A 22,993-nucleotide genomic window follows, 5' to 3' on the forward strand; every position below is an offset into this window, starting at 1 on the left:
CGGGGAAAAGTCGTTGCGGGACAAGGCGATATCGGCATGCGATTGTCGCCCCGCCATCCCCGCCGCGCAACGGCCTTCAGCGGCCGCTGCCGCCGCTCAGGGCGCGCGCCGCCTCCAGCGCCAGCGGCGCGAAGCGGGCGGCGAAGCGCGCCGCCGGCCACTCGGCCAGCGAGCCGGCCACATGGATCGCCCCCACCGGCCGCCCCTGCTGGTCGAGGATGGCGGCGCCGATCACCACCTCGCCGATCAGCATCTCCTCCTGCGCCAGGCAGTAGCCCTCGCGCCGGGCCAGGTCGATGCGGGCGGTGATGGCGTCGGGGTCGAGCAGCGTCTTGGGCGTCACCGGGCGCAGATCGGCGCGGTTGAGCAGCGCGGCCACCTCCTCGCGCGGCAGGTGGGCCAGGCAGGCGCGGCCGCCGGCGGCGGTGAAGCTCGGCAGGCGGCGGCCCACCAGCGTGGCGAAAAAGGTCTCCCGCTTGGTCTGCCGGCGCAGCGCGTAGACGATGGTGGTGCCGTCGAACAGGCTGAGGTCGACGCGCTCGCCCGTGCTGCGCTGCAGGTCGATCACAACCGGGGTGGCGCGCTCCACCAGCGGCCGGCTGCGCAGGAAGTCGAAGCTGCGGTCGAGGATCTTGCGGCCTGGCGTGTAGCCGCGCCCGTTGTTGCCGCGCTCCAGGTAGCCGAGCTTGAGAAGGGTGTGGGCCATGCGCTGGGCGGAGCTGCGGTCGATGCCGGAGAGGGCGGCCAGCTCGTTCAGGCTCAGCTCGCCCGGCTGCCGTGAGAAGGCCTCCAGCAGCGCCAGACCTTTCTGCAAGGATTGTACGAACAGCCTGTCGTCCGCCATTTCCGGCCCCTCCCGTTGTGCCGGGCGTCTTGGGGCCATGGCGGCCATGGTGCAAGAGCGAAGGGGAAAAACCCGCCGCTTTCCGCCCTGCCGCCCTGGATCACCGCGCCGGACGGGGGCATGATCCGCGGCCCTGCCGTCCGTTGTTCCCGCGGCCCTGCCGCCTGCCAAGAGGATCTGTCCGCCATGGCGCTCCGCTGCGACCTCATCATCCGCGATGCCACGATCTACGACGGCACGGGGGGGCCGCGCCGGGTGGGCGATGTCGGCGTCAGCGGCGACCGCATCGTGGGGGTCGGCGACCTCGGCGGCATGAGTGCCGACCGCGAGGTGATCGGCACCGGCAAGGCCATCGCGCCGGGCTTCATCGACGCGCACACGCATGACGACCGTGCCGTGCTCTGCGGCCCGGCCTGCACGCTGTGCAAGATCAGCCAGGGCGTCACCACCGTGGTGGTGGGCAATTGCGGCATCAGCCTCTCGCCGATGCGCCACACCGCCAAGCGCCCGCCCGCGCCGCTCGACCTGCTGGGCGACGAGCAGTGGTGGACCTTCGACAGCTTCGGCGACTACGCCCACGCGCTGAAGACCAAGGGCAGCGAGGTGAACACCTACGCGCTGATCGGCCACCAGACGCTGCGCGTCGAGGCGATGGGCGGCGATCCCTACCGCGCCGCGACGGATGCCGAGATCCTGCGCATGCAGACGCGGCTGAAGCAGGCGCTGGCCGAGGGCGGCTCCGGCTTCTCCACCGGCCTCTACTACGCGCCGAACGCCCAGGCCTCCACCGAGGAGGTGATTGCGGTGGGCGAGGCGATGCGCACCATGGGCGGCCTCTACGTCACCCACATGCGCGACGAGGCGGACAAGATCTGCGCCTCGATCGAGGAGACGCTGAAGATCGCCCGCCGCCTCGGCGTGCCGGCGCATATCAGCCACCACAAGTGCTCGATGCCGGAGAATTACGGCCGCTCGGTGCAGACCCTGGCGCTGATCCAGGCCGCCGCCTCGATGCAGGAGGTGGCCTATGACGTCTATCCCTACCCCGCCGGCTCCACCGTGCTGATGCCGGACCGGGTGCGGGATGATCTCCGCACCATCATCACCTGGTCCGTCCCCTATCCGGAGATGGCGGGCAAGGACCTCTCCGAGATTGCGCGCGGCTGGAACACCGACCTGCGCGCCGCCGCCGAGCGGCTGACGCCGGCCGGCGCCGTCACCTTCCAGATGGACGAGGAGGATGTGCGCCGCATTATGCGCCACCCCCTCTCGATGATCGGCTCGGACGGGCTGCCGCATGACGAGAAGCCGCACCCGCGCCTGTGGGGCACCTTCCCGCGTGTGCTGGGCTTCTACACCCGCCAGCTCGGCCTGTTCGACATGGAGACGGCCATCCACAAGATGACCGGCCGCGCCGCGCAGGTCTTCGGCATGGTCGATCGCGGCGTGCTGCGCGAGGGCGCCTATGCCGACCTCGTGCTGTTCGACCCCAACACGGTGATGGACAACGCCACCTTCGAGAACCCGGTGCAGATGAGCGTCGGCATCGAGCAGGTCTGGGCCAATGGCGTGGCCACCTTCGCGGGCGGCAAGGAGACCGGCGAGAAGCCGGGCCGGCTGGTCACCCGCAACCGCTGAGGCCCGCGGCGCGGCACCGGAAAGGTCAGCATTATTGACCTTGATGCCGTTTCGCGCTTCGTTTCGGGCATGGAAACGCTGCTGCCGCTGCTGGGCTTCGCCATCGCCGCCTCGGTCACGCCGGGGCCGAACACGCTGATGGTGGCGGCCATGGCCGCGCGCGGCGGGGCGCGGGCGCCGCTGCCGGCCATGCTTGGCATCTCGGCCGGCTTCGTGGTCCTGCTGCTGGTGGTGGCGCTGGGGCTGGCGGCGCCGCTGGCGGCCAGCCCCATGGCGCAATCCGCCATGCGCTGGGTGGGAGCGGGGTGGCTGCTCTGGCTGGCCTTCCGCATCGGCACCGCGCCGCCGCCGGCGCCCGGCGCGCCCGCGCGGGTGATGGGCTTCTGGGCCGCCGCCGCCTTCCAGTGGGTGAACCCCAAGGCCTGGCTGGTGGGGCTGGCGGCCACCGCTGCCTTCTCGGTGCCGGGGGAAGGGGCGCTCGCCGGCGGGCTGCGCATCGCCCTGGCCTTCGGGGTGGTGTCGCTGCCCTGCCTCGCCGTGTGGGTGGCGCTCGGCCTCGGCGCCGGGCGGGCGCTGCGCATGCCGCGCGCCTGGCGGGTGTTCAACGCCGCCATGGGCCTGCTGCTGGCCGCCAGCCTGCTGCCGCTGCTCGGCTGAGGGCGTCATCCGCCGGTCATGGCCGGCATGGCATGCTGCGCGCCCGCCGACTCCGCCCGAGGCCCGCTATGGACAGCACCGCCCGCCACATCCTGGAGCTTTCCCGCCGTGGCCTGCTGCGCGGCGCCGCGGGGCTCGCGGCACTGGCCGCGTTGCAGCCACCCGCCGCCCGCCACGCCTGGGCGCAGCCGCGCTTCACGGACGACCTCTTCACCCTCGGCGTCGCCTCCGGCGAGCCCTGGCCGGATGGCGTGGTGCTCTGGACCCGGCTGGCGCCGGAGCCGCTGGCGGGGGGCGGCATGCCGAGGCGCGCCGTGCCGGTCTCCTGGCAGGTGGCGGAGGAGCCGGAGATGCGGACCATCGCCGCCGAGGGGGTGGCGCTGGCGCGGCCGGAGCTGGGCCATGCCGTGCATGTGGAGGTCTCCGGGCTGCGGCCGGGGCGGCCCTACTGGTACCGCTTCCGCGCCGGCGAGGCTCTCTCGCCGGTTGGCCGCACCCGCACCGCGCCGGCGCCGGGGGCGATGCCGGGGCGGCTGCGCTTCGCCCAGGCCGGCTGCCAGCACTACGAGCACGGCCACTTCACCGCCTGGCGGCACATCGCGGAGGAGCCGGAACTCGACTTCGTCTTCCACTATGGCGACTACATCTACGAGGGCGCTCCGCGCGGCGGCCAGCCACGCCGGCACAATTCCGACGAGCTGTATTCGCTCGACGACTACCGCAACCGCTACGCCCAGTACCGCCTCGACCCCCACCTCGCGGCGGCGCATGCGGCGCACCCCTTCCTGCCCTCCTTCGACGACCACGAGGTGCACAACGACTGGGCCGGCGCCTTCTCGGCCGATGACGGCACACGGCATGGCCGGCCCGCCGTGCCGCCCGAGATCTTCGCGCTGCGCAGGCAGGCCGCCTTCCAGGCCTGGTACGAGCACATGCCGCTGCGCGCCGCGCAACTGCCGCGCGGGCCGGAGATCACCGCCTGGCGCGGCTTCCGCTTCGGGCGGCTGCTGGAGGTCTCGGTGCTGGACACCCGCAGCTTCCGCACCGACCAGCCCTGCGGCGACGGCACCGTGGCACCCTGCGCCGCCTGGGACGACCCGGCGGCGCAGATGCTGGGGCCGGCGCAGGAGGCGTGGCTGGCCGGCCGCCTCCGCCCCGGCCGGGCGCGCTGGTCGCTGCTGGCCCAGCAGGTGCCGATGCTGCGCCGCGCCTTCGGCGGCGAGCCGCCGCGCCTGTCGATGGACAAGTGGGACGGCTACCCGGCGGCGCGGGAGCGGCTGCTGGCCGGCGCCGAGGCCGCCGGGCTGCGCGACCTGCTGGTGCTCTCGGGCGACGTGCACAGTGCCTGGGCCGGAACGCTGCACCGCGACGCCGCGGAGGGGCCGGCGCTGGGGGTGGAATACGTCGCCACCTCCATCTCCTCGGGTGGCGACGGCTCGGAGCAGCTTGGCACCACGCCGGCGATGCTGGCGCGCAACCCGCACCTCCGCTTCTTCAACAACCGGCGCGGCTACACCCTGCACGAGGCGCGGGAAGGGCGGGTGGAGAGCGCCTTCGTGGCCGTCGCCGCCGTCACCCGGCCCGGCGCGGCGCGGGAGGAGCGGGGGCGCTTCGTGGTGGAGGCGGGAAATCCGGCCCTGCTGCCGGGCTGAGACACGGCTTCCATGCGCTGCGCGGGTGCTTCGGCCGTAGCACTCGGGGGCGTGCTGGGTTTATCCTGCCCGGCCAAGAAATAGTCTGAGGACGCTAAGTGTCATGACGGTGCGCGGGTGGCAGCCCGGAAGCTGGCGAGAAATGCCGATCCGGCAGGTTCCGGACTATCCGGACCAGGCCAGGCTGAATGCGATGGAAGCCAGGCTCGCGAGCTTTCCCCCGCTGGTGTTTGCAGGCGAGGCCCGCAGGCTGCAGCAGGCCCTGGCCCTCGCCGGGCAGGGCCGGGCCTTCGTGCTGCAGGGCGGCGACTGCGCTGAGAGCTTCGCCGACTTCAAGGCCAACCCGATCCGCGACACCTTCCGGGTGCTGCTGCAGATGGCGGTGGTGCTCACCTTCGGCGCCTCGCTGCCGGTGGTGAAGCTCGGCCGCATGGCCGGGCAGTTCGCCAAGCCGCGCTCCTCGGACACCGAGACGCAGGATGGGGTCACGCTGCCCTCCTATCGCGGCGACATCATCAACGGCCCCGAATTCACCCCCGAGGCGCGCATCCCCGATCCCGGGCGGATGGAATTCGCCTACATGCAGTCGGCCGGCACGCTGAACCTGCTGCGCGCCTTCGCCACCGGCGGCTATGCCGACCTGCACGAGGTGCACCGCTGGAACCTGGGCTTCGTCGCCCGCTCGCCGCTGGCCGAGCGCTACCAGGACCTGGCCAACCGCATCGACGAGACGCTGCGCTTCATGGCCGCCTGCGGCGTGGCCTCGGCGCCGCAGATGCGCGAGACGGAGTTCTACACCAGCCACGAGGCGCTGCTGCTGCCCTATGAGGAGGCGCTGACCCGCGTCGATTCGACCACGGGCGACTGGTATGCCTGCTCGGCGCACTTCCTCTGGATCGGCGACCGCACGCGGCAGCCGGATGGCGCGCATGTGGAGTTCCTGCGCGGGGTGAAGAACCCGCTCGGCCTCAAGGTCGGCCCGACCACGGATGCCGACGAGCTGGTGCGCCTGACCGAGATCCTGAACCCCGAGAACATCCCCGGGCGGCTGACGCTGATCAGCCGCATGGGGGCACAGAAGGTGGGCGAGAAGCTGCCGCCGCTGCTGCGCGCCATCCAGCGCGCGGGGCGCGAGGTGGTGTGGCTGTGCGACCCGATGCACGGCAACACCCACACCGCCGGCAGCTACAAGACCCGCTCCTTCGATTCCATCCTGGCCGAGCTGCGCGGCTTCTTCGACGCGCACCAGGAGGTGGGCACCTGGCCCGGCGGCGTGCATGTCGAGATGACCGGCAGCAACGTGACGGAGTGCGTGGGCGGCGCCCACCGCCTGACGGAGGCCGACCTCTCCGCCAACTACGCCACCTTCTGCGACCCGCGCCTGAACGCCGAGCAGGCGCTGGAACTGGCCTTCCTGGTGGCGGAGGAGCTGAAGGCCCGCCGGCCGGAGGGCGCGGCGCTGCCGCTGATCGCGGCGCAGTGACGCAGGGCCACAACTCGGCGATGGTGGAGGACACCGCCATCGCCCGCCAGACGGACGCCTATTTCAACCGCACCAAGGCCATCGTCGGCCGGTTCGGGGATGCGCGGGTCACCTACGCGGTGTTCATGCGCCGCCCCGTGGTTTCCGCCCCGCGGCTGATGATCGACTGGCTGGAGCGGGTCTCGGCGGCGCGCGGCACGCCCTTCGAGATCGAGCTGGTGCACAAGGAAGGCGAGTGGGTCGGCGCGGGCGACCCCATGGTCTATCTCACCGGCTCCTTCCACGCGCTGGCCGACCTGGAGACGCTCTATCTCCAGAAGCTCGGCCCCGCCTGCGTGGCGGCGCACAACGCCTTCCAGATGGCGCTGGAACTGCCCCGCGCCAGCTTCCTGGCCATGGATGCCCGCCACTGCGCCGGCGCCGAGATGCAGGAGATGATGGCCTATGCCGCCTCGGTCGGCAGCGCCGCGGCGCAGCGCGAGGGGGCGAAGGGCTTCATCGGCAACGCCAACGACGCCACGGCCCACTGGTTCGGCAAGAGCCATGGCTACGGCACCATGCCGCACGCGCTGATCGGCTACGCCCGCAGCACGGTGCGCGCCGCCGAGATGTTCCACGAGACCTATCCGGACGAGCCGCTGACGGTGCTGGTGGACTATTTCGGCCGCGAGGTGACGGACAGCCTCGGCGTCTGCCAGCGCTTCCCTGAGCTGGCGGAGAGCGGGCGGCTGGCGGTGCGGCTCGACACCCATGGCGGCCGCTTCCTGGAGGGGCTGGACCCGGCGGAATCCTACGCCGTGCTGGAGCGGCACGTGCCCGGCGCCATCCGCCGCTACCGCTCCGAGACCGAGCTGCGGCACCTGGTGGGCACCGGCGTCTCCGCCGCCGCCATCTGGCGCATCCGCGAGGCGCTGGACGAGGCGGGCTTCCCGAAGGTGCGGATCGTCGCCTCCTCCGGCTTCGGCGTGACCAAGTGCCGGGTGATGAACGAGGCGCGCGCGCCGATCGACGTGGTCGGCACCGGCAGCTTCATCCCCAACACCTGGAGCGAGACCTACGCCACGGCCGACATCGTCTCCTATGACGGCGTGGCGCGGGTCAAGCTGGGGCGCGAGTTCCTCCTGCACCGCAACGGCGCCCGCCGGAAGCAGCCGGCCAACTGAGCGGTGCGGGGCCGCACGGCCCCGCACCTCTTTCGTCACCGCGTTGCGGGGCGCGGCGGCACCGGCAGCCAGGCATCCAGCGCCAGCCGTCCGCCGCCGCGCACCGCCACCCAAAGCAGGCAGGCCGCCCAGACGCCATGCGTCGGCCAGGCGCCCGGGTAGACGAAGAGCTGGATCACCAGCGTCATCCCCAGCAGCGCCAGCGCCGCCAGCCGGCTGCCCAGCCCCAGCACCAGCAGCAGCGGGAAGGCGTGCTCGGCCGCCGCCGCCAGCACCGCCGCCACGCCGGGGTCCAGCAGCGGCAGGGCGTATTCGTCGCGGAACAGCTCCACCGTGCCGGGCGCCAGGGCGAAGCCCTCCACCTTGGTGCGGCCGGACTGCCAGAAGATGGCGGCGGGGAAGACGCGGCTGGCCAGCAGCAGGCCATCCTCCAGGGTCAGGGCGGGGCGGTTCATGCGGGGGCTCCATGGCTGCGCGGGCCGCGTTCCTGACGGAAGGCGCCCTGGCCGATGAGGATGGAAAGCACCGAGGGCAGGTCGAGGCCGGGATGCCCGGCGAGGGCCTGCCCGGCGGCCTCACCCAGCGGCCGGCCCGCCGCCAGGGCACGGGCGAGGGCCACCCCCCCGGGCGGCAGGCGGTGCACCAGCACGGCCTGGTGCGGCCGTGTCACCAGCGCCGCCTCCGGCTGCCAGGCGGAGAGGGGCCCGAGCGGCATCTCGCCCACCTGCATCGCCCAGATCGTCACCACCGGCTGCGCCGAGGCCAGCAGCCGCAGCGCCGGGTGGGGCCGCAGCACCCGCCGCTCCAGCCCCCCATCGGCGGTGGCGAGGGCGGCGAGGGAGAGCGGCGGCGCATCGGCGGCATGGAAGGCGCGGGCGCGCGCATCCTCCAGCCGCAGCAGGTCCGGCAGGTAGGGCAGCGCGGCGGCGGGCGGGAAGCCGGCCACGAAGCGCGGGAAGCCGCCGCCATAGGCCAGCATCGCCGGCGAGCGCGGCGGGTGGCAGCGGGCATAGGCGGCGGCCATGGCGGCGAAGAAAGCCTCGCCCACCACGGCCTGCCCGGCCGGGTAGCGCGCGGCCAGCGCCGCCACCAGCCCGGACAGCACGTTGTTGCGGTGGACGGCGAAGCGCCGCTCCGGCGCCTCGCCCGGCAGGGGGCGCAGCGGCGCTGGCAGCGGCGCCGCCGGGTCCAGCAGCGCGGCGGCGAGCGGCGCCGTCGAGGCGTCGGCCGGCAGCGGCGGGCGGGGGGCGGGGGCGATCATGCCGCCCGCCGTGTCCGGGCCGGTTGCAGCAGCGCCTCGGCCCGTGCTGCCTCGCGCAGCAGCACCGGCCAGGGCGGCACGTCATTGTCCCATTCGATCAGCGTCGGCAGCGGGCCGGTCGCCTCCAGCAGGCGGGCGTAGAGCGCCCAGACCGGGTCGGCCACCGGTGCGCCATGGTCGTCGATCAGCAGCGGCGGCCCCGCCTCCGGGCCGGTGGCGGCGGCATGGCCGGCGAGATGGACCTGCCGCACAGCGTGCAGCGGGAAGCATGCCAGCTCGGCCGCCGGGTCGGCGCCGCGGTTGCGCGCGGCGACGTAGAGGTTGTTGACATCGAGCAGCAGGAAGCAGCCGGTGCGGCGGGCGACCTCGGCCAGGAACGCGCCCTCCGGCATGGTCTCGCCGGCGAAGGCGACGTAGCTGGCCGGGTTCTCCAGCAGCATCGGTCGGCCGAGCGCCGCCTGCACCGCGTCCACATGGCGGGCCACCCGCGCCAGGGTCTCGGGCGTGTAGGGCAGCGGCAGCAGGTCGTTGTAGTAGATCCCGTCATGGCGGGACCAGGCGAGGTGCTCGGAGAAGCTCTCCGGCGCGTAGCGGGCGCAGAGCCGGCGCAGCCGCGCCAGATGCGCCCGGTCCGGCGGCGCCATGCCGCCGATCGAGAGGCCGACGCCATGCAGGGAGAGCGCATGGTCCTGGCGCAGCCGGGCGAGCTGGGCGTGCGGCGCGCCGCCTTGGCCCATGTAGTTCTCGGCATGCACCTCCAGGAAGCCCACCGCCGGCGGCGCGGCGATGATCGCTTCGAAATGCGCCGGCTTGAAGCCGAGCCCGGCGCGGGGAGGAAGGCGGGGTTCGGGCATGGCGGTGCTCCCGGCAGGGGGGCGCAAGGGGGGAAGGGCGGCGGGCTGGCCCGCCGCCACGGGGCCGGCCGGTGTCAGGCCGGGCGCTTGATCGGCGTCAGCGAGCCGGGGCCGTGCGGGGTGCCCATGGTGGTGCAGGTGCCGGCGGGCACCAGCTTCCAGGCATTGCCCTGGTAGTCGACCTTGGAGGTGCCGGCGCAGGTGGTGCCGGGGCCGGCGGCGCAGCCATTCTGCCCGGCCAGGGCAACGCCGTAGCATTTCTCGGTGGCGGCCTGCTGCGCGGCGGCCGGGGCGGCGCCCAGCGCCAGGGCCGTGCCGAGCGAGCCGAACAGCGCGAGGGCGAGGGTGGAGGAGGTGGAAGCCATGGGTCTGTCTCCGTGGTCGGCGGGGCCGGAAGCGGCCCACGGAGGCGGTTACGGCCTGGCGAACCCCGGCATTACACGGCACGGCGGCGGAATATTTTCCCGGCGCCGCGTAACGTCCCGCCCCTGGGCGCCGAACGGAGGCAGGCGCATGCAGCACAGGGGAGGCCGGGCTGACGGAGGATGAGGAATGGTCCGGCTGGATGCAGGCCGGCCTGGCCGGCGACGCCGCGGCCTACCGGCGCCTGCTGGAGGCGCTGACGCCGGTGCTGCGGGCGCGGGCGCGGCGCGGCTTCCAGCGCGCCGGCCTGCCGCCGGCCGAGGCGGAGGACGTGGTGCAGGAGGCGCTGCTGGCCATCCACCTGAAGCGCCACAGCTGGGACAGCGCGCGGCCGCTCGGGCCGTGGCTGGCCGCCATCCTGCGGCACAAGCTGGTCGATGCGCTGCGCCGCCGGCCCGCCGCGGCGCATGTGCCGATCGACGACCTGCTGGAGATCCTGCCCGCCGAGGCACCACCCGAGCCGGTGCGCGGACACGAGCTGGACCGGCTGCTGGCGCAGCTCGGCGCCCGCCAGCGGGACATCGTCCAGGCCCTCACGGTCGAGGGGCTTTCCGCGCGGGAGGCGGCGCAGCGCCTCCGCATGTCCGAGGGCGCGGTGCGCGTCGCCCTGCACCGGGCGCTGAAGACCCTGGCCCTGCTCACCGGAAGGCAAGCCGCATGAACACCACGGAACTCATCAACGCCCTGGTGCAGGACCAGGCAGCGCCGCGCTGGCGCCTGCCCGCCGCGCTGCGCATCGGGCTGGCGGCGGGGGCGGTGCCGGCCGCGCTGGCCGTGCTGCTGTGGCTGGGGCCGCGCGCCGGCCTGCTGGCGCTGCTGCCCACCGCGCCGCTGCTGCTGAAATTCGCCACCACCCTGGGCCTGGCCCTCTGCGCCCTGGCGCTGACGCTGCGCCTGGCGCGGCCCGACGGCACGCCCGGCGCCTGGCCCTGGGGCCTCGCGACGGTGGCGCTGCTGCTGGCGGGCGGCGTGGCGCTGGAGCTGGCCCTGGCGCCGGCCGCCGAATGGGGCGCCCGGCTGCGCGGACAGAACGCCCTGGCCTGCCTGATCCTGGTCCCGCTGCTGGCCCTGCCGCCGCTGGCCGGGCTGCTGCTGGCGCTGCGCCAGGGCGCGCCGCGCCGGCCGGGGCTGAGCGGCACCCTGGCCGGGCTGGCGGCCGGCGGCGTGGCCGCCGCGCTCTACGCCCTGCACTGCGTCGACGACAGCCCGCTCTTCCTGGCGATGTGGTACGGGCTGGGCATCGGATTCACCGGCCTGCTGGGCGGGCTGGCCGGCCGGATCTGGCTGCGCTGGTAGCGGGCGCCGCGCGGCGGGCTCAGGCGGCCAGCGCCGCCGGCGGCGCGCCGAGCACCGCCGCCATCCGCTCCCGGAGCTGCGCCTTCACCTCCTCCACGAAGGGGTTGTCCTCGGTGATGGTGCGGAACAGCGCCTCGGAATCCTGCGAGACCATGGCGGTGGCACGCATCAGCTGATCGAAGCTGCTGGTGGTGTGGGGCAGGGGCGGCATCTCCAGCCCCGCCACGACGCGGCCGAGCAGATGCGTCAGCCCCTGCACCCAGGCCATCTGCCGGTCATGCGCCTCCGGCGTCATCACCACCACCTCCAGCCCGAGGCGGCGCAGCATCCGCCCCGCCAGCCGCCCGCGCGCGCCGGTGCCGGGGCAGAGCACCAGCCGCAGCCCGGCGATGCCCTCCCTCCCGCTCTGCGGCCCGAACAGGGGATGGGTGCCGAGGATCTCCACATGCGCCGGCAGCAGGGCGCGCAGCGTGGCGAGCGGCCGCACCTTCAGCGAGCAGACCTCCACCACCAGCGCGCCGGGGCGCAGATGCGGGGCGATGGCACGCGCCGCCTCGGCCAGCCGCGCCACCGGCACGGCCAGCACCACCACGGGCTGGCCGGCGGCCTCCGCCAGTGTGGCGCCGCCGGGCCGGGCCGGATCGTGCCCGTGAACGGTGAAAAGCTTTTCGAGATGCGGCCGGGCGAAGGCGCCGAAGGCACCGAGGCCGATCAGGCCGAGAGACGGAAGCGGGGAGGGAGACATGAAAACCTCGGGCTGGGCTGGGCGCCGACGCCGAGGGGATGCTCCTGAAACACACATGCCGCCCGGCGGCGGCATGGTTCGATCTGGCAGGGTCGACCGGGCCGCTCTCTATGGAGAGAGCGGATAATAGGATCGCAGCGAGGGCGCGGCCTTGGTCATGGGCCGACCTTGCGCCCCCGCCGCGAGGCCTGTCAAGCGGCGGGCGGTTTGCGCCGGGGGATCAGATAACTGGCGCCTTGCGCCGGGGGATCAGATAACTGGCGCCTTGCGCCAGGGGATCAGATGACTGGCGCCCTGCGCCAGGGCGCGAAGGATGCCGCCTCCTGCTCGCCGAGGCGGGAGAGCAGGGCGGGCCAGCCGCGCAGCCCCTCTTCCAGCGAGGCGAGGCGGAAGAACTCGTTGGGCGCGTGCACATCCTCGTCCGGCATGGCGTAGCCGAACATCAGCGTGTCGATGCCCAGCATCTCCTGGAAGATGCCGGTGATGGGCAAGGTGCCGCCGATGCGCGCCCGCGCCGGGGCACGGCCCGCGGCCTCGCGCACCACCGCCTCGGCCGCCACGAGCAGCGGGTGCCCATCGGGCAGGGTGGAGGAGGGGGAGTTGCCGCCGGGCGGGCTGAATTCCAGCACCACCCCCTCCGGGCAATGCGCCTGGAGATGGTCCACGATACGCTGCCGCGCCGCGTCCGGGTCCTGCCCCGGCACCAGGCGGGCGGTGATCTTGGCATGGGCCTCGGCGGCGATGACGGTCTTGCTGCCGGCCCCGGTGTAGCCGCCCCACATGCCGTTCACGTCGATCGAGGGGCGGAGGGTGGTGCGCTCCCGCACGCTGTAGAGCGGGTCGCCATGCGGCAGGGCCTGCGGGCCGGCGTAGAAGGCGGCCTCGTCTCCGGCCAGCTCCGCGGCATCCGCCCGGTCGCGGTTGGTCAGCGGCGTGGCGTCGCTGTCGAAGCCAGGCACCTGGATGCGGCCCTCGGCGTCGTGCAGCGTGGCGACGAGGCGGGCCAGCTCATGGATGGCGTTGCGCACGGCACCGCCATAGCGGCCGGAATGCATGTCCTTCCCCGCCGAGCGCAGCGTCACCTCCAGCTTGCACAGCCCGCGCGAGCCGGTGTTCAGCGTCGGGATCGTGGTGCTGGCGCGGCCGCCATCGGCCGAGAGCACGGCATCGGCCGCGAGCAGCTCCCGGTGCGCCTCGATGATGCGGCGGATGCTGGGGCTGCCCGTCTCCTCCTCGCCCTCCAGGAAGAACTTCACGTTGACCGGGCAGCCGCCCTCCACCGCCAGGAAGGCGCCGATCGTCTCCACCGCGATGAGGGTGGAGCCCTTCACGTCCGAGGCGCCGCGGGCATAGAGCCGGCCGTCGCGGATGCTGGGCTCGAAGGGCGGCGTCACCCAAAGGTCGAGCGGATCCGGCGGCTGCACGTCGTAATGGCCATAGACGACGATCGTCGGCTTGCCGGGGGCGCCGAGCCATTCGCCATACACCGCCGGCTGGCCGCCGCCATCGAGCAGCCGGACATTCTGCAGCCCCAGCGCCTCCAGGCGTTGCAGCAGGAATTCCCGCGTGGCGCGCATCCCCTCGGCATAGGCCGGGTCGGTGCTGACGCTGGGCAGGCGCAGCAGCGCCATCAGGCGGTCGAGGATCGCATCCTTCTGCGCGACCAGATGGTCGGCGACGGCTTGGCTCATCGTGTCACTCTTCTTCGTTGCTGTCGGTCACAGGGGCGCCACGAAGCCTTCGGCGCCGTCGCTCACGGCGGGGTCGTGCGAGGGGATGACCAGCTCCGGCGCGTCGGCCAGGGCCAGCACGCGCTCGAAGGCGGCCAGCGCGTCGCCCACATGCCAGAGGGCGGGGAAGGGCACGCGCCGCTCCAGATGCGCGCGCAGCGCCACCGTGTCGCTGGCCAGCACCATCCAGCCACGCGCCGTGCGGAGGCGGACGAATTGCAGCCCGTCCGTGTGGCCGCCCGCATGGTGCAGCTCGAGGCCGGGGAGCAGCTCCACCACCCCGTCATGCAGCGCCAGGCGCCCGGCATGGAGCAGCGCGGTGTGGGCGGCGATGTCCTCCGCCCGGTAGCCGGCGCGCAGCACGGCGTGGCGCATGGCGGGGCCGTTCACATAGGCCATTTCCCGCGCCTGCATATGGAAGGTGGCGGCGGGGAAGAGGCCGGGCTGCCCGGCATGGTCCCAGTGCAGATGCGTCTGCACCACATGCCGCACCGCGCCCGGCTCGACGCCGAGCCGCGCCATGGCGGCGGGCAGGGTGCCGTCGGTGGGCTTGCCGAAGGCGGCGCAGGTCTCGGGGCTGGCGGCGGTGTCCATCGCCACCCAGCCCTGCGGGCCGCGCAGCAGGTAGGCGTGGTAGGCGAAGGGCGTCGGCGCATCGCCGCCCGCCCCTCCGAGGAAGGTCTGCGCCGCGCGCCGCGCCGGATCGCTGGCGAAGCGGATGGCATAGGCCTGCCACACCGCGCCGCTCATGGCCGCTGCCCCATCAGCGAGAGCCCGCCATCCACCGTGACGGTGCTGCCGGTGACATAGGCCGCGAGGCCGCTGGCGAGGTAGAGGATGGCGCCCGCCACATCCTCCGGCGTGCCGGTGCGGCCGGCGGGGATGAGGGCGAGCTTCGCCGGGCGCCAGGCCGGGTCCTGCCGGGCGGCGCGGTTGAAGTCGGTCTCGATGGTGCCGGGAGCGACGAGGTTCACCGTGATGCCATCGGGCGCCAGTTCCAGCGCCATCTGCCGGGCCAGCTGCATCAGCCCGCCCTTGGAACTGCCATAGGCCACGAGGCCGGGATTGGGCATCCACTGGTTCACCGAGGAGGTGAAGACGATGCGCCCGCCCTGGCCCGCCGCCCGCATCAGCCCCGCCGCCTCCCGGGCGAGGGCGAAGGCGCCGCCGAGATTGACAGCGTGGACGCGGGCGAACTCGGCGTCCGTCGTCTCGGCGAGCGGCTTGCGCAGCAGCATCCCGGCATTGCTCACCAGGATGTCGAGGCCCCCCAGCGCCTCGGCCGCGCGGTGGGCGAGGCCGGCGGCCTGCGCCGTATCGCCGAGATCCGCCTGCAGCGCGGGGCCGCCGGTCCGTTCGGCAAGGGCGGCGGCGGCCTCCGGCTCGGCATGGTGGTGGATGGCCACGCGCGCGCCGGCCCCGGCCAGCAGCAGCGCCGCGGCGCGGCCGATGCCCTCCGTGCCCGCGCCCGTGACAAGGGCGCGCCGGCCCGAGAGATCGATGGCGAGCGACATCAGCGGGCCGTGCTTCCCGCCGGGGTCACCTCGATGGCGAGGGTCTCCTCGTCGGCGCGCGGGGTGAAGTCCACCTTGTCCGCGCGCCCCGCCCACACCGCCTCGAAGGTGAGGATAGGGATGATGAGGTTCTCGGCCATGGTCTGCTCCATCACCGTCTCCAGCAGGGCGCGGCGCTGGCCTTCGTCGAGGGTGCGGCGGGCGCGCTGGATCAGCCCGTCCAGCGCCGGGTTGCCGATGCCGGAGTAGTTGATGGCGCCGAGGCCGAGTTCCTTGTTCGGGGTATGCACCTGGCTGGTGAGGAAATAGCTGCTCTCGCCCGTCAGGCTGCCCCAGCCGGCGGCGTGCAGCGGCCATTCGCGCCGCGCGCGGGCGGGGAAGAAGGTGGCGCGCGGCTGGGCGTTGAGATCGACGCGGATGCCGGCGCGCTGCAATTGCTGCGCCGCCGCCTCGCAGATCTTGCTGTCGTTGACGAAGCGGTCGTTCGGGCAGGCGAGGCTGGTCTGGAAGCCGTTGGGGTAGCCGGCCTCGCGCAGCAGGGCGCGGGCGCGCTCCAGGTCGAAGCGGGCGGGGGCGATTTTCTCCGAGTGGCCGAAGAAGCCCTGCGGCACCGCCTGGTTGGCCACGCGCGCGCGCCCTTCCATCAGCCGCTCGACGATGGCGGTGCGGTTGAGGGCGAGGGAGACGGCCTCGCGCACCTTCGGGTCCTTCCACGGGTTCTTCGCCAGCGGCTGCCCCTGCGCGTCCCGCGTGCCGGCGAGCGGCTCCTTCTCCAGCTCGGGGAACAGCATGTAGACATAGGCGGAGGGGCCGCTGAACACGCGCAGCCGCCGCGCGCCCTCGGTCTTCTCCAGCCGCGCCACGTCCTGCAGCGGCACGGCGTTGATGAAGTCCACATCGCCGGCCAGCAGGGCGCCGACGCGCGCGCCATCGCTCGGGATGGGGCGGAAGGTGACGCGCGACCAGGCGGGCGCCGTGCCGTGATAGGAGGCGTTGCGCTCCAGCACCAGCGGCTGCCCCGGCTGCCAGGAGGCCAGGCGATAGGGCCCGGTGCCGATCGCCGCCGCGCCGCTGTTGAACTCGCCCGTGCTGCGCACCCCCTTGGCCGAGGAGAGGATGAAGATGTTGGAGAGGTTGACCGGCAGCAGCGGCACCGGCCCGTCGGTGAGGAAGCGCACCGTGCGGGCATCGACCACCTGCACCTCGCGGATGCCCTGGATGTAGGTGGCGTAGCTGTTCGGGTTGCCCTGCACGCGCGTCACGCGCTCGATGGTGAAGCGCACATCCTCGGCGGTCAGCGTGCTGCCGTCGTGGAAGGTGACGCCCTCGCGCAGGCGGAACTCCCAGGTGGTGTCGTCCACCGCCTTCCAGGATTCCGCCAGCGACGGGCGGAGCTGGAGCGACGGATCGCGCGAGAGCAGCGTGTCGTAGATGTTGCGCAGCGCCGAGGTGTTGGTGCCGAGCAGGTTGAACTGCGGGTCCATCGTGCCCGGCTCGCCCTGCATGCCGATGGTCAGGCTCTGCGCCGCGCCCTGGGCCGCCGCTTCCTGGGTGGCGGCGAGGCCGAGCACGGCGGCGGCGGCGAGAAGGGCGGGCAGGGGACGGGGCGTGCGGGTGTGGCGCATGGGGCAGCCTTTGCGGCAGGGAAGGCCAATATCGGGCGCGCAACGCGGCGGCCTGTCAATCGGTGCGTAACCGTCTTGACGCGGCGCGCCATCCTGCGACCCTCCGCGCCATGCGCATCCATGTCCAGAACCCCGCCGACGAGACCGTCTTCCCCATCACGCCGCAGCAATGGGACGCGGCCATCGCGCGCGCGCCCGACATGGCGGATCTCCAGGTGAGCTTCGCCTCGGACGATGCCGGCTTCGCCGCCGCCATGGCCGATGCCGAGGCCATCGTCACCTGGACGAAGGTGGTGCACCAGCGCTTCCCGAAGGGTGCGCTGCCCGGCGTGGCGCCGAAGCTGCGCACCATCTTCTGCACCTCGGCCGGGCTGGACCGCCTCGCGCCCTTCGACTGGCTGCCGGAGCAGATGACGCTGCTGAACAACCGCGGCACCCATGCCGCCAAGGCGGGCGAGTTCGGCATCATGGCGCTGCTGATGCTGGCCAACCATGTGCCGTGGTTCGCGCATGACGCGCGCCAGGGGCAGTGGGCGCCGCGCTTCGCCTCCGTGCTTGCGGGGCGCACCGTCTGCGTGGTGGGCCTTGGCTCGCTCGGCGGCGCGGTCGCCGCGCGGGCGAAGCAGTTCGGCATGCATGTCATCGGCGTGCGCAGCAGCGCCACCCCGCACGAGTCGTGCGACGAGGTGGTGGCGCAGAGCGATATCGATTCCGTGCTGCCGCGCGCCGAGTTCCTGCTGCTTGCCTGCCCGCTGACGCCGCAGACGCGCGGCATGATCGACGCCCGCCGCCTCGCCCTGCTGCCGCGCGGTGGCAAGGTGGTGAATATCGGCCGCGGCGCGCTGTGGGACCAGGACGCGGTGTGCGACCTGCTGGAGAGCGGCCATCTCGGCGGCGCCGTGACCGACGTGGCGGTGCCCGAGCCGCTGGCGCCCGAAAGCCGGCTGTGGCGCACGCCGGGCCTGTTCGTCACGCCGCACATGTCGTCCGACGACCCGGCCACCTACAACGACCGCAGCCTGGACATCTTCTTCGAGAATCTGCGGGCGGCGCGCGCCGGCCAGCCCATGCCCAACCGGGTGGTCCCGGACCGGGGCTACTGAGGGGCGGGTGGAACCGGGGCCCGCGCGCGGGCCCCGGACTGGCGGTGGCCTATTTCGGCACCGCCGAGCGCGCGATGGGGGCGATGAACTGCGGCTCGGTGTCCCAGGGGAACAGGATCCAGGTGTCCTGGCTCACCTCGGTGATGTAGGTGTCCACCAGCGGGTTGCCGGCGGGCTTGGCATAGACGGTGGCGAAGTGGGCCTTGGGCAGCAGGCCGCGCACCACGCGCAGCGTGGTGCCGGTGTCCACCAGGTCGTCCAGCACCAGCCAGCCCTCGCCATCGCCGGCGGCGACGGGCGGCTTGGCCACCTGCGGCTCGCCGCGCACCTCCTCGTCATAGGTGATGATGGAGACGCTCTCGATCATCCGGCAATCCAGCTCGCGCGCCACGATGGCGGCGGGGATCAGCCCGCCACGCGTGATGGCGACGATGCCCTTCCACGGGCCCTTCTCGACCAGCCGCCAGGCCAGGGCCTTGCTGTCTCGGTGAAGCTGGTCCCAGCTGACGGTGTAGTAGCGCGGCGCCATGGTTCAGAACATCCTGCCGCCATTCGGGACGGCGAAATCGGGTCGGAGCAGCACCACCGCGCCCTCCGGGTCCGGCAGGCCCAGGGTCAGGACCTGGCTCTCGAACCCGGCGATGCGGCGGGGCGGGAAGTTCACCACGCAGAGCACCTGGCGGCCGATCAGCTTGTCCGGCGTGTAGTGCACGGTGATCTGCGCCGAGGAGCGGCGGATGCCGAGTTCCGGGCCCAGGTCGATCTCCAGCCGGAAGGCCGGCTTGCGCGCCCCCTCCAGGGGCTGCGCATCGACCACGGTGCCGACACGGATGTCGAGGCGGTCGAAATCTTCGATCGTCGCGGTGGCTTCCATCTCCATCCGATAGCGCAGCGGGGGCGGCGGTGGAAGTGGCCGCATTTACGCGGCGCGCCAGCCGTGCCAGCGTCAGCGCCCCGCGAGAGGCCGCCGAGGCCCGGCCGATGGAATGCTGCGCCGCGAAAGGCGCGCCGCCCATCCCCGGGCGCCGGCGGCCTCTCCCCCTGCCCATCGACGTTTTCGCTTCCGTAAGGACCATCATGCGCGACTTCCACGCCCCCGGCCGCAGCCCCGTCCTGGCCACGCATGGCATGGCCGCCACCTCCATGCCGGCGGCCACCCTCACCGCCATCGACATCCTGCGCCAGGGCGGCAACGCGCTGGACGCGGCCATCGCCGCCTGCGCCGTGCTGGCGGTGATCGAGCCGCAATCCACCGGCATCGGCGGCGACAATTTCTGCCTCTACGCGCCCGCCGGCACGGGGCAGGTGATCGCCATGAACGGCTCCGGCCGGGCGCCGGCCGGCGCCACGCCGGAGAAGCTGCGCGCCGATGGCCTCACCGCCATGTCCGCCACCTCGGCCCATTCGGTGACGGTGCCGGGCGCCATCTCCGCCTGGGAGAAGCTGAACAAGGCGCATGGCAAGCTCAGCCTGGCGCAGATCCTGGCGCCCGCCATCAGGATCGCCGAGGAAGGCCACCCCGTGCATGCCCGCGTGGCGAGCGACTGGGAATCGGCGGCGCCCAAGCTGGGCAAGCAGGCGGCCGCCGCGCGCCGCTTCCTGAAGGACGGCAAGCCCTACGCCATCGGCGACCGCTTCGCCCAGCCGGAGCTGGCCCGCACGCTGCGCGCCATCGGCGAGCGCGGCGCGAAGGCCTTCTATGAGGGCGAGATCGCGGCCGACATGGTGGCGACGCTGCGCGCCGCCGGCGGCACCCACACCGAGGCCGACTTCGCCGCCGGGCTGGACGTGGCCGAGTTCGTCACGCCGATCCAGACGCGCTGGAAGGGCCTCGACATCTTCCAGTGCCCGCCGAACGGCTCCGGCCTGCTGGTGCTGCAGATGCTGGGCGTGCTCGGCCAGTGTGAGACGCCGGAGCAGGGGCCGCTCTCCACCGAGCGGCTGCACCGCCACATCGAGGCGGCGCGCCTCGCCTACCGCGACCGCGATGGCTTCCTGGCCGATCCCTCGCAGGTCGAGGTGCCGGTGGCGAAGCTCACCAGCGACGAGTACACGCGCAAGCTGCGCGCGCTGATCCGCGACGACGCGGCGATGCCCGAGCTGCCGCCCGCCGGCATGGCCGAGATGCTGCCGAAGCACCGGGACACGGTGTATCTCTGCGTCGTCGACGCCGACGGCAACGCCTGCTCCTTCATCAACTCGCTGTTCGAGAGCTTCGGCTCCGGCCTGCTGGCCGAGAAGAGCGGCGTGATGCTGCACAACCGCGGCTTCGGCTTCCGCCTGGAGGAAGGCCACCCGAACTGCATCGCGCCGAACAAGCGGCCGATGCACACCATCATCCCCGGCATGGTGATGCAGGATGGCCGCGCCATCATGCCCTATGGCGTGATGGGCGGGCATTTCCAGCCGATGGGGCAGACGCTGTTCCTGTCCAACCACTTCGAGTTCGGCCTCGACGTGCAGGCGGCGCTCGATCTGCCGCGCCTCTTCCCCTACCAGGGCAAGGTGCAGGTGGAACGCGGCGTCCCGGCCTCGGTCATCGACCGGCTGAACCGGCTGGGCCACAGCTGCGAGCTGATCGACAAGCCGCATGGCGGCGGCCAGGCGATCCTGATCGACCATGCGCGCGGCGTGCTGATCGGCGGCTCCGACCCCCGCAAGGATGGCTGCGCGCTCGGCTATTGAGGGAATGGCTGCGCGGCGGGCCGCCGCGCAGCCCCTTGCCTGGACCGGATGAAAAGGAGCCTGCCGCGTGACTGAACCGTGTGACCTGCCCGCCGTGACCGCCCGCCGCCTGATCGGCGAGAAGAAGCTCTCGCCTGTCGAGCTGCTGGACTCCTGCCTCGCGCGCATCGGCGCCGTGAACCACGCCGTGAACGCCATGACGGCCATGGACGAGGAGCGCGCCCGCGCGGCCGCGAAGCAGGCCGAGCAGGCGGTGATGCAGGGCGCGGCGCTCGGCGCGCTGCACGGCCTGCCGCTCGGCATCAAGGACCTCGACGAGACGGAAGGGCTGCGCACCACCTTCGGCAGCCCGATCTTCAAGGATCACGTGCCCGCCAGGGATTCCTCCATGGTGGCCGACCTGCGCGAGGCGGGCGGCATCGTGCTTGGCAAGACCAACACGCCGGAATTCGGCGCCGGCGCCAACACGCGCAACGCCGTCTATGGCGCGACGGGCAACCCCTTCGACCCGACGCGCTCGGCGGCCGGCTCCTCGGGCGGCTCCGGCGTGGCGCTGGCCTGCTCCATGGTGCCGCTGGCCAGCGGCTCGGACACCGGCGGGTCCTTGCGCAACCCGGCGGCCTTCAACGGCATCGTCGGCTTCCGCCCCAGCCCCGGCCTGGTGCCGGCGGAGCGCCGCCTGCTCGGCTGGTCCAACCTGCCGGTGCTGGGCCCGATGGCGCGCGACATGGGCGATCTCGCCTTGATGCTCTCCGTCATGGCCGCCGACCACGCGCTCGACCCGCTGGCCTACACCCTGCCCGATATCGACGTGCGGCGCGGCATGCCGCTGCACGAGGCGGTGGACCTCTCCACCCTGCACGTGGCCGCCACGCCGGATTTCGGCTTCGCGCCGACCGAGAAGCACATCCGCGCCGTCTTTGCCGAGCGGATGAAGGCGCTCTCGCCCTTCTTCGCCAGCGTCGAGGAGAAGACGCCGAACTGTGACGGCGCCGACGAGACCTTCGCCATCCTGCGCGCGCTGAACTTCCTGGCCGCGCATGAGGAGAAGGTGCGGGTGCGGCCGCAGGATGTCGGCCCCAATGTGCGCGCCAATGTCGAGGAGGGGCTGCGCTACAGCGCCAATGACGTGGCCCGTGCCTCGGTGGCGCAGACGAAGATGTACCGCGCCTGGCAGGGCTTCTTCGAGAGCGGCGTGGACGTCATCATCACCCCCGCCATCACCCTCTCGCCGCGCCCGTGGAGCGAGCTGTACCCGTCCGAGATCGACGGCCAGCCGACGAAGAACTACTTCCACTGGCTGGCCATGGCCTACGCGGTGACGCTGGTGGGCCATCCGGCCATCAGCATCCCGCTCGGCGTGGACCATGCAGGCATGCCCTTCGGCCTGCAGATCGTCGGCCCGCGCGGCGGCGACGCGCTGGTGATCGCGGTGGCCGCCGCCATCGAGGCGGCGACGGCGGGCGACGCGGCGCTCGCCCGCCCGGTGCCGGACCTCGCCAAGCTGAAGGCCGCGCGGCCGATCAGCGAGATGCCGGGCTTCCTCAGCTTCGACTGAGGCGGAGAGCGCCGGGGGAGGGTGGCCTCCCCCGGCGGCGCGTCAGCGCCCGTTCGCCTTCCGCCATTCGGCGAAGGCGGCGAGGTTGCTCTCGTCGGTCGGCGGGTAGAGGCCGAGGATGCTCTGGCCGCCGCGCACCTTCTCCGTGACGAAATCCTCGAAGGCCGTCATCTCGGTGGCCTCGGTGGCGATCTCGTCGGCGAGATGCGCGGGGATGACGATGACGCCGTCATTGTCGCCGACGATGACATCGCCCGGGAACACGGGCGCGTCGCCGCAGCCGATCGGCACGTTGATGTCGATGGCCTGGTGCAGCGTCAGGTTGGTGGGCGCCGAGGGGCGGGCGTGGAAGGACGGCATGTCGAGCGTGGCGATCTCCGCGCTGTCGCGGAAGCCGCCATCGGTGACGACGCCGGCCACGCCGCGCTGCTGCAGCCGCGTCACCAGGATGCCGCCCGCCGAGGCGGCGCGCGGGTCCTTGCGGCTGTCCATCACCATCACCGCGCCGGGGGGGCATTCCTCCACCGCCTTGCGCTGCGGGTGGGCGCGGTCGCGGAACACGTCGAGCTTGTTGAGGTCCTCGCGCGCCGGCATGTAGCGCAGCGTGAAAGCCTCCCCCACCATGCTCTCCGCCATCGGGCGCAGCGGCTGCACGCCCTGGATCATCTGGCTGCGGAAGCCGCGCTTGAACAGCGCGGTGGCCAGGGTGGCGGTGCTGACCTGCTTCAGCTTGTCGCGGGTCTCGGGGCTCAGGGCCATGGG

General features: G+C 73.0%; 23 protein-coding genes. 10 read left to right on the forward strand and 13 right to left on the reverse strand.

The annotated features are described in order from the left end of the window. Window positions 1–76 precede the first annotated feature (76 nt). Window positions 77–844 carry an IclR family transcriptional regulator gene (locus tag CR165_RS18980; RefSeq protein ID WP_109518518.1) on the reverse strand — a complete coding sequence of 256 codons (768 nt, stop codon included), beginning with the start codon at window positions 842–844 and terminating at the stop codon, window positions 77–79. Window positions 845–1,030: 186 nt separating this feature from the next. On the opposite strand from CR165_RS18980, the gene CR165_RS18985 reads away from it, so the two are divergent. From CR165_RS18985 to CR165_RS19005, 5 genes are all read left to right on the forward strand, one after another. Next, window positions 1,031–2,482, forward strand: a complete 1,452-nt coding sequence (locus CR165_RS18985; protein WP_109518519.1) for an N-acyl-D-amino-acid deacylase family protein — start codon at window positions 1,031–1,033, stop codon at window positions 2,480–2,482. 69 nt (window positions 2,483–2,551) lie between these two features. Continuing rightward, window positions 2,552–3,139: a LysE family translocator gene (locus CR165_RS18990; RefSeq protein ID WP_109518520.1), complete on the forward strand. Its 588-nt coding sequence runs from the start codon at window positions 2,552–2,554 to the stop codon at window positions 3,137–3,139. A 68-nt stretch (window positions 3,140–3,207) separates the two neighbouring features. Then, the gene (locus CR165_RS18995; RefSeq protein WP_181378242.1) at window positions 3,208–4,791 is read left to right on the forward strand and encodes an alkaline phosphatase D family protein; all 1,584 of its coding nucleotides are present in this window, start codon (window positions 3,208–3,210) and stop codon (window positions 4,789–4,791) included. 103 nt (window positions 4,792–4,894) lie between these two features. Beyond that, the gene (locus tag CR165_RS19000) at window positions 4,895–6,274 is read left to right on the forward strand and encodes a class II 3-deoxy-7-phosphoheptulonate synthase (RefSeq protein WP_109518522.1); all 1,380 of its coding nucleotides are present in this window, start codon (window positions 4,895–4,897) and stop codon (window positions 6,272–6,274) included. Between the two features lie 20 nt (window positions 6,275–6,294). Further along, entirely contained in the window at window positions 6,295–7,437 is a 1,143-nt protein-coding gene (locus CR165_RS19005) for a beta/alpha barrel domain-containing protein (protein ID WP_109518576.1), read from the forward strand. A gap of 35 nt (window positions 7,438–7,472) precedes the next feature. Here the strand turns inward: CR165_RS19005 and CR165_RS19010 are convergent, their stop codons facing one another. From CR165_RS19010 to CR165_RS19025, 4 genes are all read right to left on the reverse strand, one after another. Then, a complete protein-coding gene (locus CR165_RS19010) occupies window positions 7,473–7,892 on the reverse strand; it encodes a DoxX family protein (RefSeq protein ID WP_109518523.1) in 420 nt (139 codons plus the stop codon). After that, window positions 7,889–8,698, reverse strand: coding sequence for an HvfC/BufC N-terminal domain-containing protein (locus CR165_RS19015; RefSeq protein ID WP_109518524.1), 810 nt, complete (start codon window positions 8,696–8,698; stop codon window positions 7,889–7,891). The genes CR165_RS19010 and CR165_RS19015 overlap by 4 nt, the downstream gene beginning before the upstream one ends. After that, window positions 8,695–9,552, reverse strand: a complete 858-nt coding sequence (bufB, locus tag CR165_RS19020) for an MNIO family bufferin maturase (RefSeq protein WP_109518525.1) — start codon at window positions 9,550–9,552, stop codon at window positions 8,695–8,697. The genes CR165_RS19015 and bufB overlap by 4 nt, the downstream gene beginning before the upstream one ends. A 74-nt stretch (window positions 9,553–9,626) precedes the next feature. Beyond that, window positions 9,627–9,917, reverse strand: a complete 291-nt coding sequence (locus CR165_RS19025) for a BufA1 family periplasmic bufferin-type metallophore (RefSeq protein WP_109518526.1) — start codon at window positions 9,915–9,917, stop codon at window positions 9,627–9,629. Window positions 9,918–10,087: 170 nt separating this feature from the next. Between CR165_RS19025 and CR165_RS19030 the strand changes: the two genes are divergently transcribed. Together CR165_RS19030 and CR165_RS19035 are read left to right on the forward strand one after the other, a co-directional pair. Then, window positions 10,088–10,636 (forward strand): sigma-70 family RNA polymerase sigma factor, encoded by a 549-nt coding sequence (locus CR165_RS19030; protein ID WP_281262112.1) that lies wholly within the window; start codon window positions 10,088–10,090, stop codon window positions 10,634–10,636. Next, window positions 10,633–11,271, forward strand: a complete 639-nt coding sequence (locus CR165_RS19035; RefSeq protein ID WP_109518528.1) for an NrsF family protein — start codon at window positions 10,633–10,635, stop codon at window positions 11,269–11,271. Before CR165_RS19030 ends, CR165_RS19035 begins: the two co-directional genes overlap by 4 nt. 19 nt (window positions 11,272–11,290) lie before the next feature. Here the strand turns inward: CR165_RS19035 and CR165_RS19040 are convergent, their stop codons facing one another. The 5 genes from CR165_RS19040 to CR165_RS19060 form a co-directional block, all read right to left on the reverse strand. Continuing rightward, window positions 11,291–12,016, reverse strand: a complete 726-nt coding sequence (locus CR165_RS19040) for a prephenate dehydrogenase/arogenate dehydrogenase family protein (protein WP_109518529.1) — start codon at window positions 12,014–12,016, stop codon at window positions 11,291–11,293. A 278-nt stretch (window positions 12,017–12,294) separates the two neighbouring features. Next, on the reverse strand, window positions 12,295–13,707 hold the full coding sequence (locus CR165_RS19045; RefSeq protein ID WP_109518530.1) for a dipeptidase: 1,413 nt from the start codon (window positions 13,705–13,707) through the stop codon (window positions 12,295–12,297). A gap of 27 nt (window positions 13,708–13,734) precedes the next feature. Beyond that, window positions 13,735–14,496: an N-acyl homoserine lactonase family protein gene (locus CR165_RS19050; RefSeq protein ID WP_109518531.1), complete on the reverse strand. Its 762-nt coding sequence runs from the start codon at window positions 14,494–14,496 to the stop codon at window positions 13,735–13,737. Continuing rightward, window positions 14,493–15,260, reverse strand: a complete 768-nt coding sequence (locus tag CR165_RS19055) for an SDR family NAD(P)-dependent oxidoreductase (protein WP_109518532.1) — start codon at window positions 15,258–15,260, stop codon at window positions 14,493–14,495. The genes CR165_RS19050 and CR165_RS19055 overlap by 4 nt, the downstream gene beginning before the upstream one ends. After that, on the reverse strand, window positions 15,260–16,885 hold the full coding sequence (locus CR165_RS19060) for an ABC transporter substrate-binding protein (RefSeq protein ID WP_109518533.1): 1,626 nt from the start codon (window positions 16,883–16,885) through the stop codon (window positions 15,260–15,262). The genes CR165_RS19055 and CR165_RS19060 overlap by 1 nt, the downstream gene beginning before the upstream one ends. 110 nt (window positions 16,886–16,995) lie before the next feature. Between CR165_RS19060 and CR165_RS19065 the strand changes: the two genes are divergently transcribed. Then, window positions 16,996–17,988 carry a D-2-hydroxyacid dehydrogenase gene (locus CR165_RS19065; protein ID WP_109518534.1) on the forward strand — a complete coding sequence of 331 codons (993 nt, stop codon included), beginning with the start codon at window positions 16,996–16,998 and terminating at the stop codon, window positions 17,986–17,988. Window positions 17,989–18,037: 49 nt separating this feature from the next. Here the strand turns inward: CR165_RS19065 and gpt are convergent, their stop codons facing one another. Both gpt and CR165_RS19075 read right to left on the reverse strand, forming a co-directional pair. Next, window positions 18,038–18,517: a xanthine phosphoribosyltransferase gene (gpt, locus tag CR165_RS19070; protein WP_109518535.1), complete on the reverse strand. Its 480-nt coding sequence runs from the start codon at window positions 18,515–18,517 to the stop codon at window positions 18,038–18,040. Window positions 18,518–18,520: 3 nt separating this feature from the next. Continuing rightward, window positions 18,521–18,862: a tRNA-binding protein gene (locus CR165_RS19075; protein WP_109518577.1), complete on the reverse strand. Its 342-nt coding sequence runs from the start codon at window positions 18,860–18,862 to the stop codon at window positions 18,521–18,523. Window positions 18,863–19,065: 203 nt separating this feature from the next. On the opposite strand from CR165_RS19075, the gene ggt reads away from it, so the two are divergent. Continuing rightward, on the forward strand, window positions 19,066–20,673 hold the full coding sequence (gene ggt / locus CR165_RS19080; RefSeq protein ID WP_109518536.1) for a gamma-glutamyltransferase: 1,608 nt from the start codon (window positions 19,066–19,068) through the stop codon (window positions 20,671–20,673). Window positions 20,674–20,740: 67 nt separating this feature from the next. Then, window positions 20,741–22,231 carry an amidase gene (locus tag CR165_RS19085; RefSeq protein ID WP_109518537.1) on the forward strand — a complete coding sequence of 497 codons (1,491 nt, stop codon included), beginning with the start codon at window positions 20,741–20,743 and terminating at the stop codon, window positions 22,229–22,231. A 42-nt stretch (window positions 22,232–22,273) separates the two neighbouring features. On the opposite strand, the gene CR165_RS19090 is transcribed toward CR165_RS19085, so the two are convergent. Next, window positions 22,274–22,990, reverse strand: a complete 717-nt coding sequence (locus CR165_RS19090; protein WP_109518538.1) for a ribonuclease activity regulator RraA — start codon at window positions 22,988–22,990, stop codon at window positions 22,274–22,276. Window positions 22,991–22,993 lie beyond the last annotated feature (3 nt).

It is taken from the genome of Teichococcus aestuarii (assembly GCF_003116135.1).
Lineage (GTDB): Bacteria > Pseudomonadota > Alphaproteobacteria > Acetobacterales > Acetobacteraceae > Pseudoroseomonas > Pseudoroseomonas aestuarii.

Coding starts and splice junctions, on each gene's coding strand:
- CR165_RS18980 (WP_109518518.1), bottom strand. CDS start 844: ATGGCGGACGACAGGCTGTTCGTACAATCCTTGCAGAAAGGTCTGGCG.
- CR165_RS18985 (WP_109518519.1), top strand. CDS start 1,031: ATGGCGCTCCGCTGCGACCTCATCATCCGCGATGCCACGATCTACGAC.
- CR165_RS18990 (WP_109518520.1), top strand. CDS start 2,552: ATGGAAACGCTGCTGCCGCTGCTGGGCTTCGCCATCGCCGCCTCGGTC.
- CR165_RS18995 (WP_181378242.1), top strand. CDS start 3,208: ATGGACAGCACCGCCCGCCACATCCTGGAGCTTTCCCGCCGTGGCCTG.
- CR165_RS19000 (WP_109518522.1), top strand. CDS start 4,895: ATGACGGTGCGCGGGTGGCAGCCCGGAAGCTGGCGAGAAATGCCGATC.
- CR165_RS19005 (WP_109518576.1), top strand. CDS start 6,295: ATGGTGGAGGACACCGCCATCGCCCGCCAGACGGACGCCTATTTCAAC.
- CR165_RS19010 (WP_109518523.1), bottom strand. CDS start 7,892: ATGAACCGCCCCGCCCTGACCCTGGAGGATGGCCTGCTGCTGGCCAGC.
- CR165_RS19015 (WP_109518524.1), bottom strand. CDS start 8,698: ATGATCGCCCCCGCCCCCCGCCCGCCGCTGCCGGCCGACGCCTCGACG.
- bufB (WP_109518525.1), bottom strand. CDS start 9,552: ATGCCCGAACCCCGCCTTCCTCCCCGCGCCGGGCTCGGCTTCAAGCCG.
- CR165_RS19025 (WP_109518526.1), bottom strand. CDS start 9,917: ATGGCTTCCACCTCCTCCACCCTCGCCCTCGCGCTGTTCGGCTCGCTC.
- CR165_RS19035 (WP_109518528.1), top strand. CDS start 10,633: ATGAACACCACGGAACTCATCAACGCCCTGGTGCAGGACCAGGCAGCG.
- CR165_RS19040 (WP_109518529.1), bottom strand. CDS start 12,016: ATGTCTCCCTCCCCGCTTCCGTCTCTCGGCCTGATCGGCCTCGGTGCC.
- CR165_RS19045 (WP_109518530.1), bottom strand. CDS start 13,707: ATGAGCCAAGCCGTCGCCGACCATCTGGTCGCGCAGAAGGATGCGATC.
- CR165_RS19050 (WP_109518531.1), bottom strand. CDS start 14,496: ATGAGCGGCGCGGTGTGGCAGGCCTATGCCATCCGCTTCGCCAGCGAT.
- CR165_RS19055 (WP_109518532.1), bottom strand. CDS start 15,260: ATGTCGCTCGCCATCGATCTCTCGGGCCGGCGCGCCCTTGTCACGGGC.
- CR165_RS19060 (WP_109518533.1), bottom strand. CDS start 16,885: ATGCGCCACACCCGCACGCCCCGTCCCCTGCCCGCCCTTCTCGCCGCC.
- CR165_RS19065 (WP_109518534.1), top strand. CDS start 16,996: ATGCGCATCCATGTCCAGAACCCCGCCGACGAGACCGTCTTCCCCATC.
- gpt (WP_109518535.1), bottom strand. CDS start 18,517: ATGGCGCCGCGCTACTACACCGTCAGCTGGGACCAGCTTCACCGAGAC.
- CR165_RS19075 (WP_109518577.1), bottom strand. CDS start 18,862: ATGGAAGCCACCGCGACGATCGAAGATTTCGACCGCCTCGACATCCGT.
- ggt (WP_109518536.1), top strand. CDS start 19,066: ATGCGCGACTTCCACGCCCCCGGCCGCAGCCCCGTCCTGGCCACGCAT.
- CR165_RS19090 (WP_109518538.1), bottom strand. CDS start 22,990: ATGGCCCTGAGCCCCGAGACCCGCGACAAGCTGAAGCAGGTCAGCACC.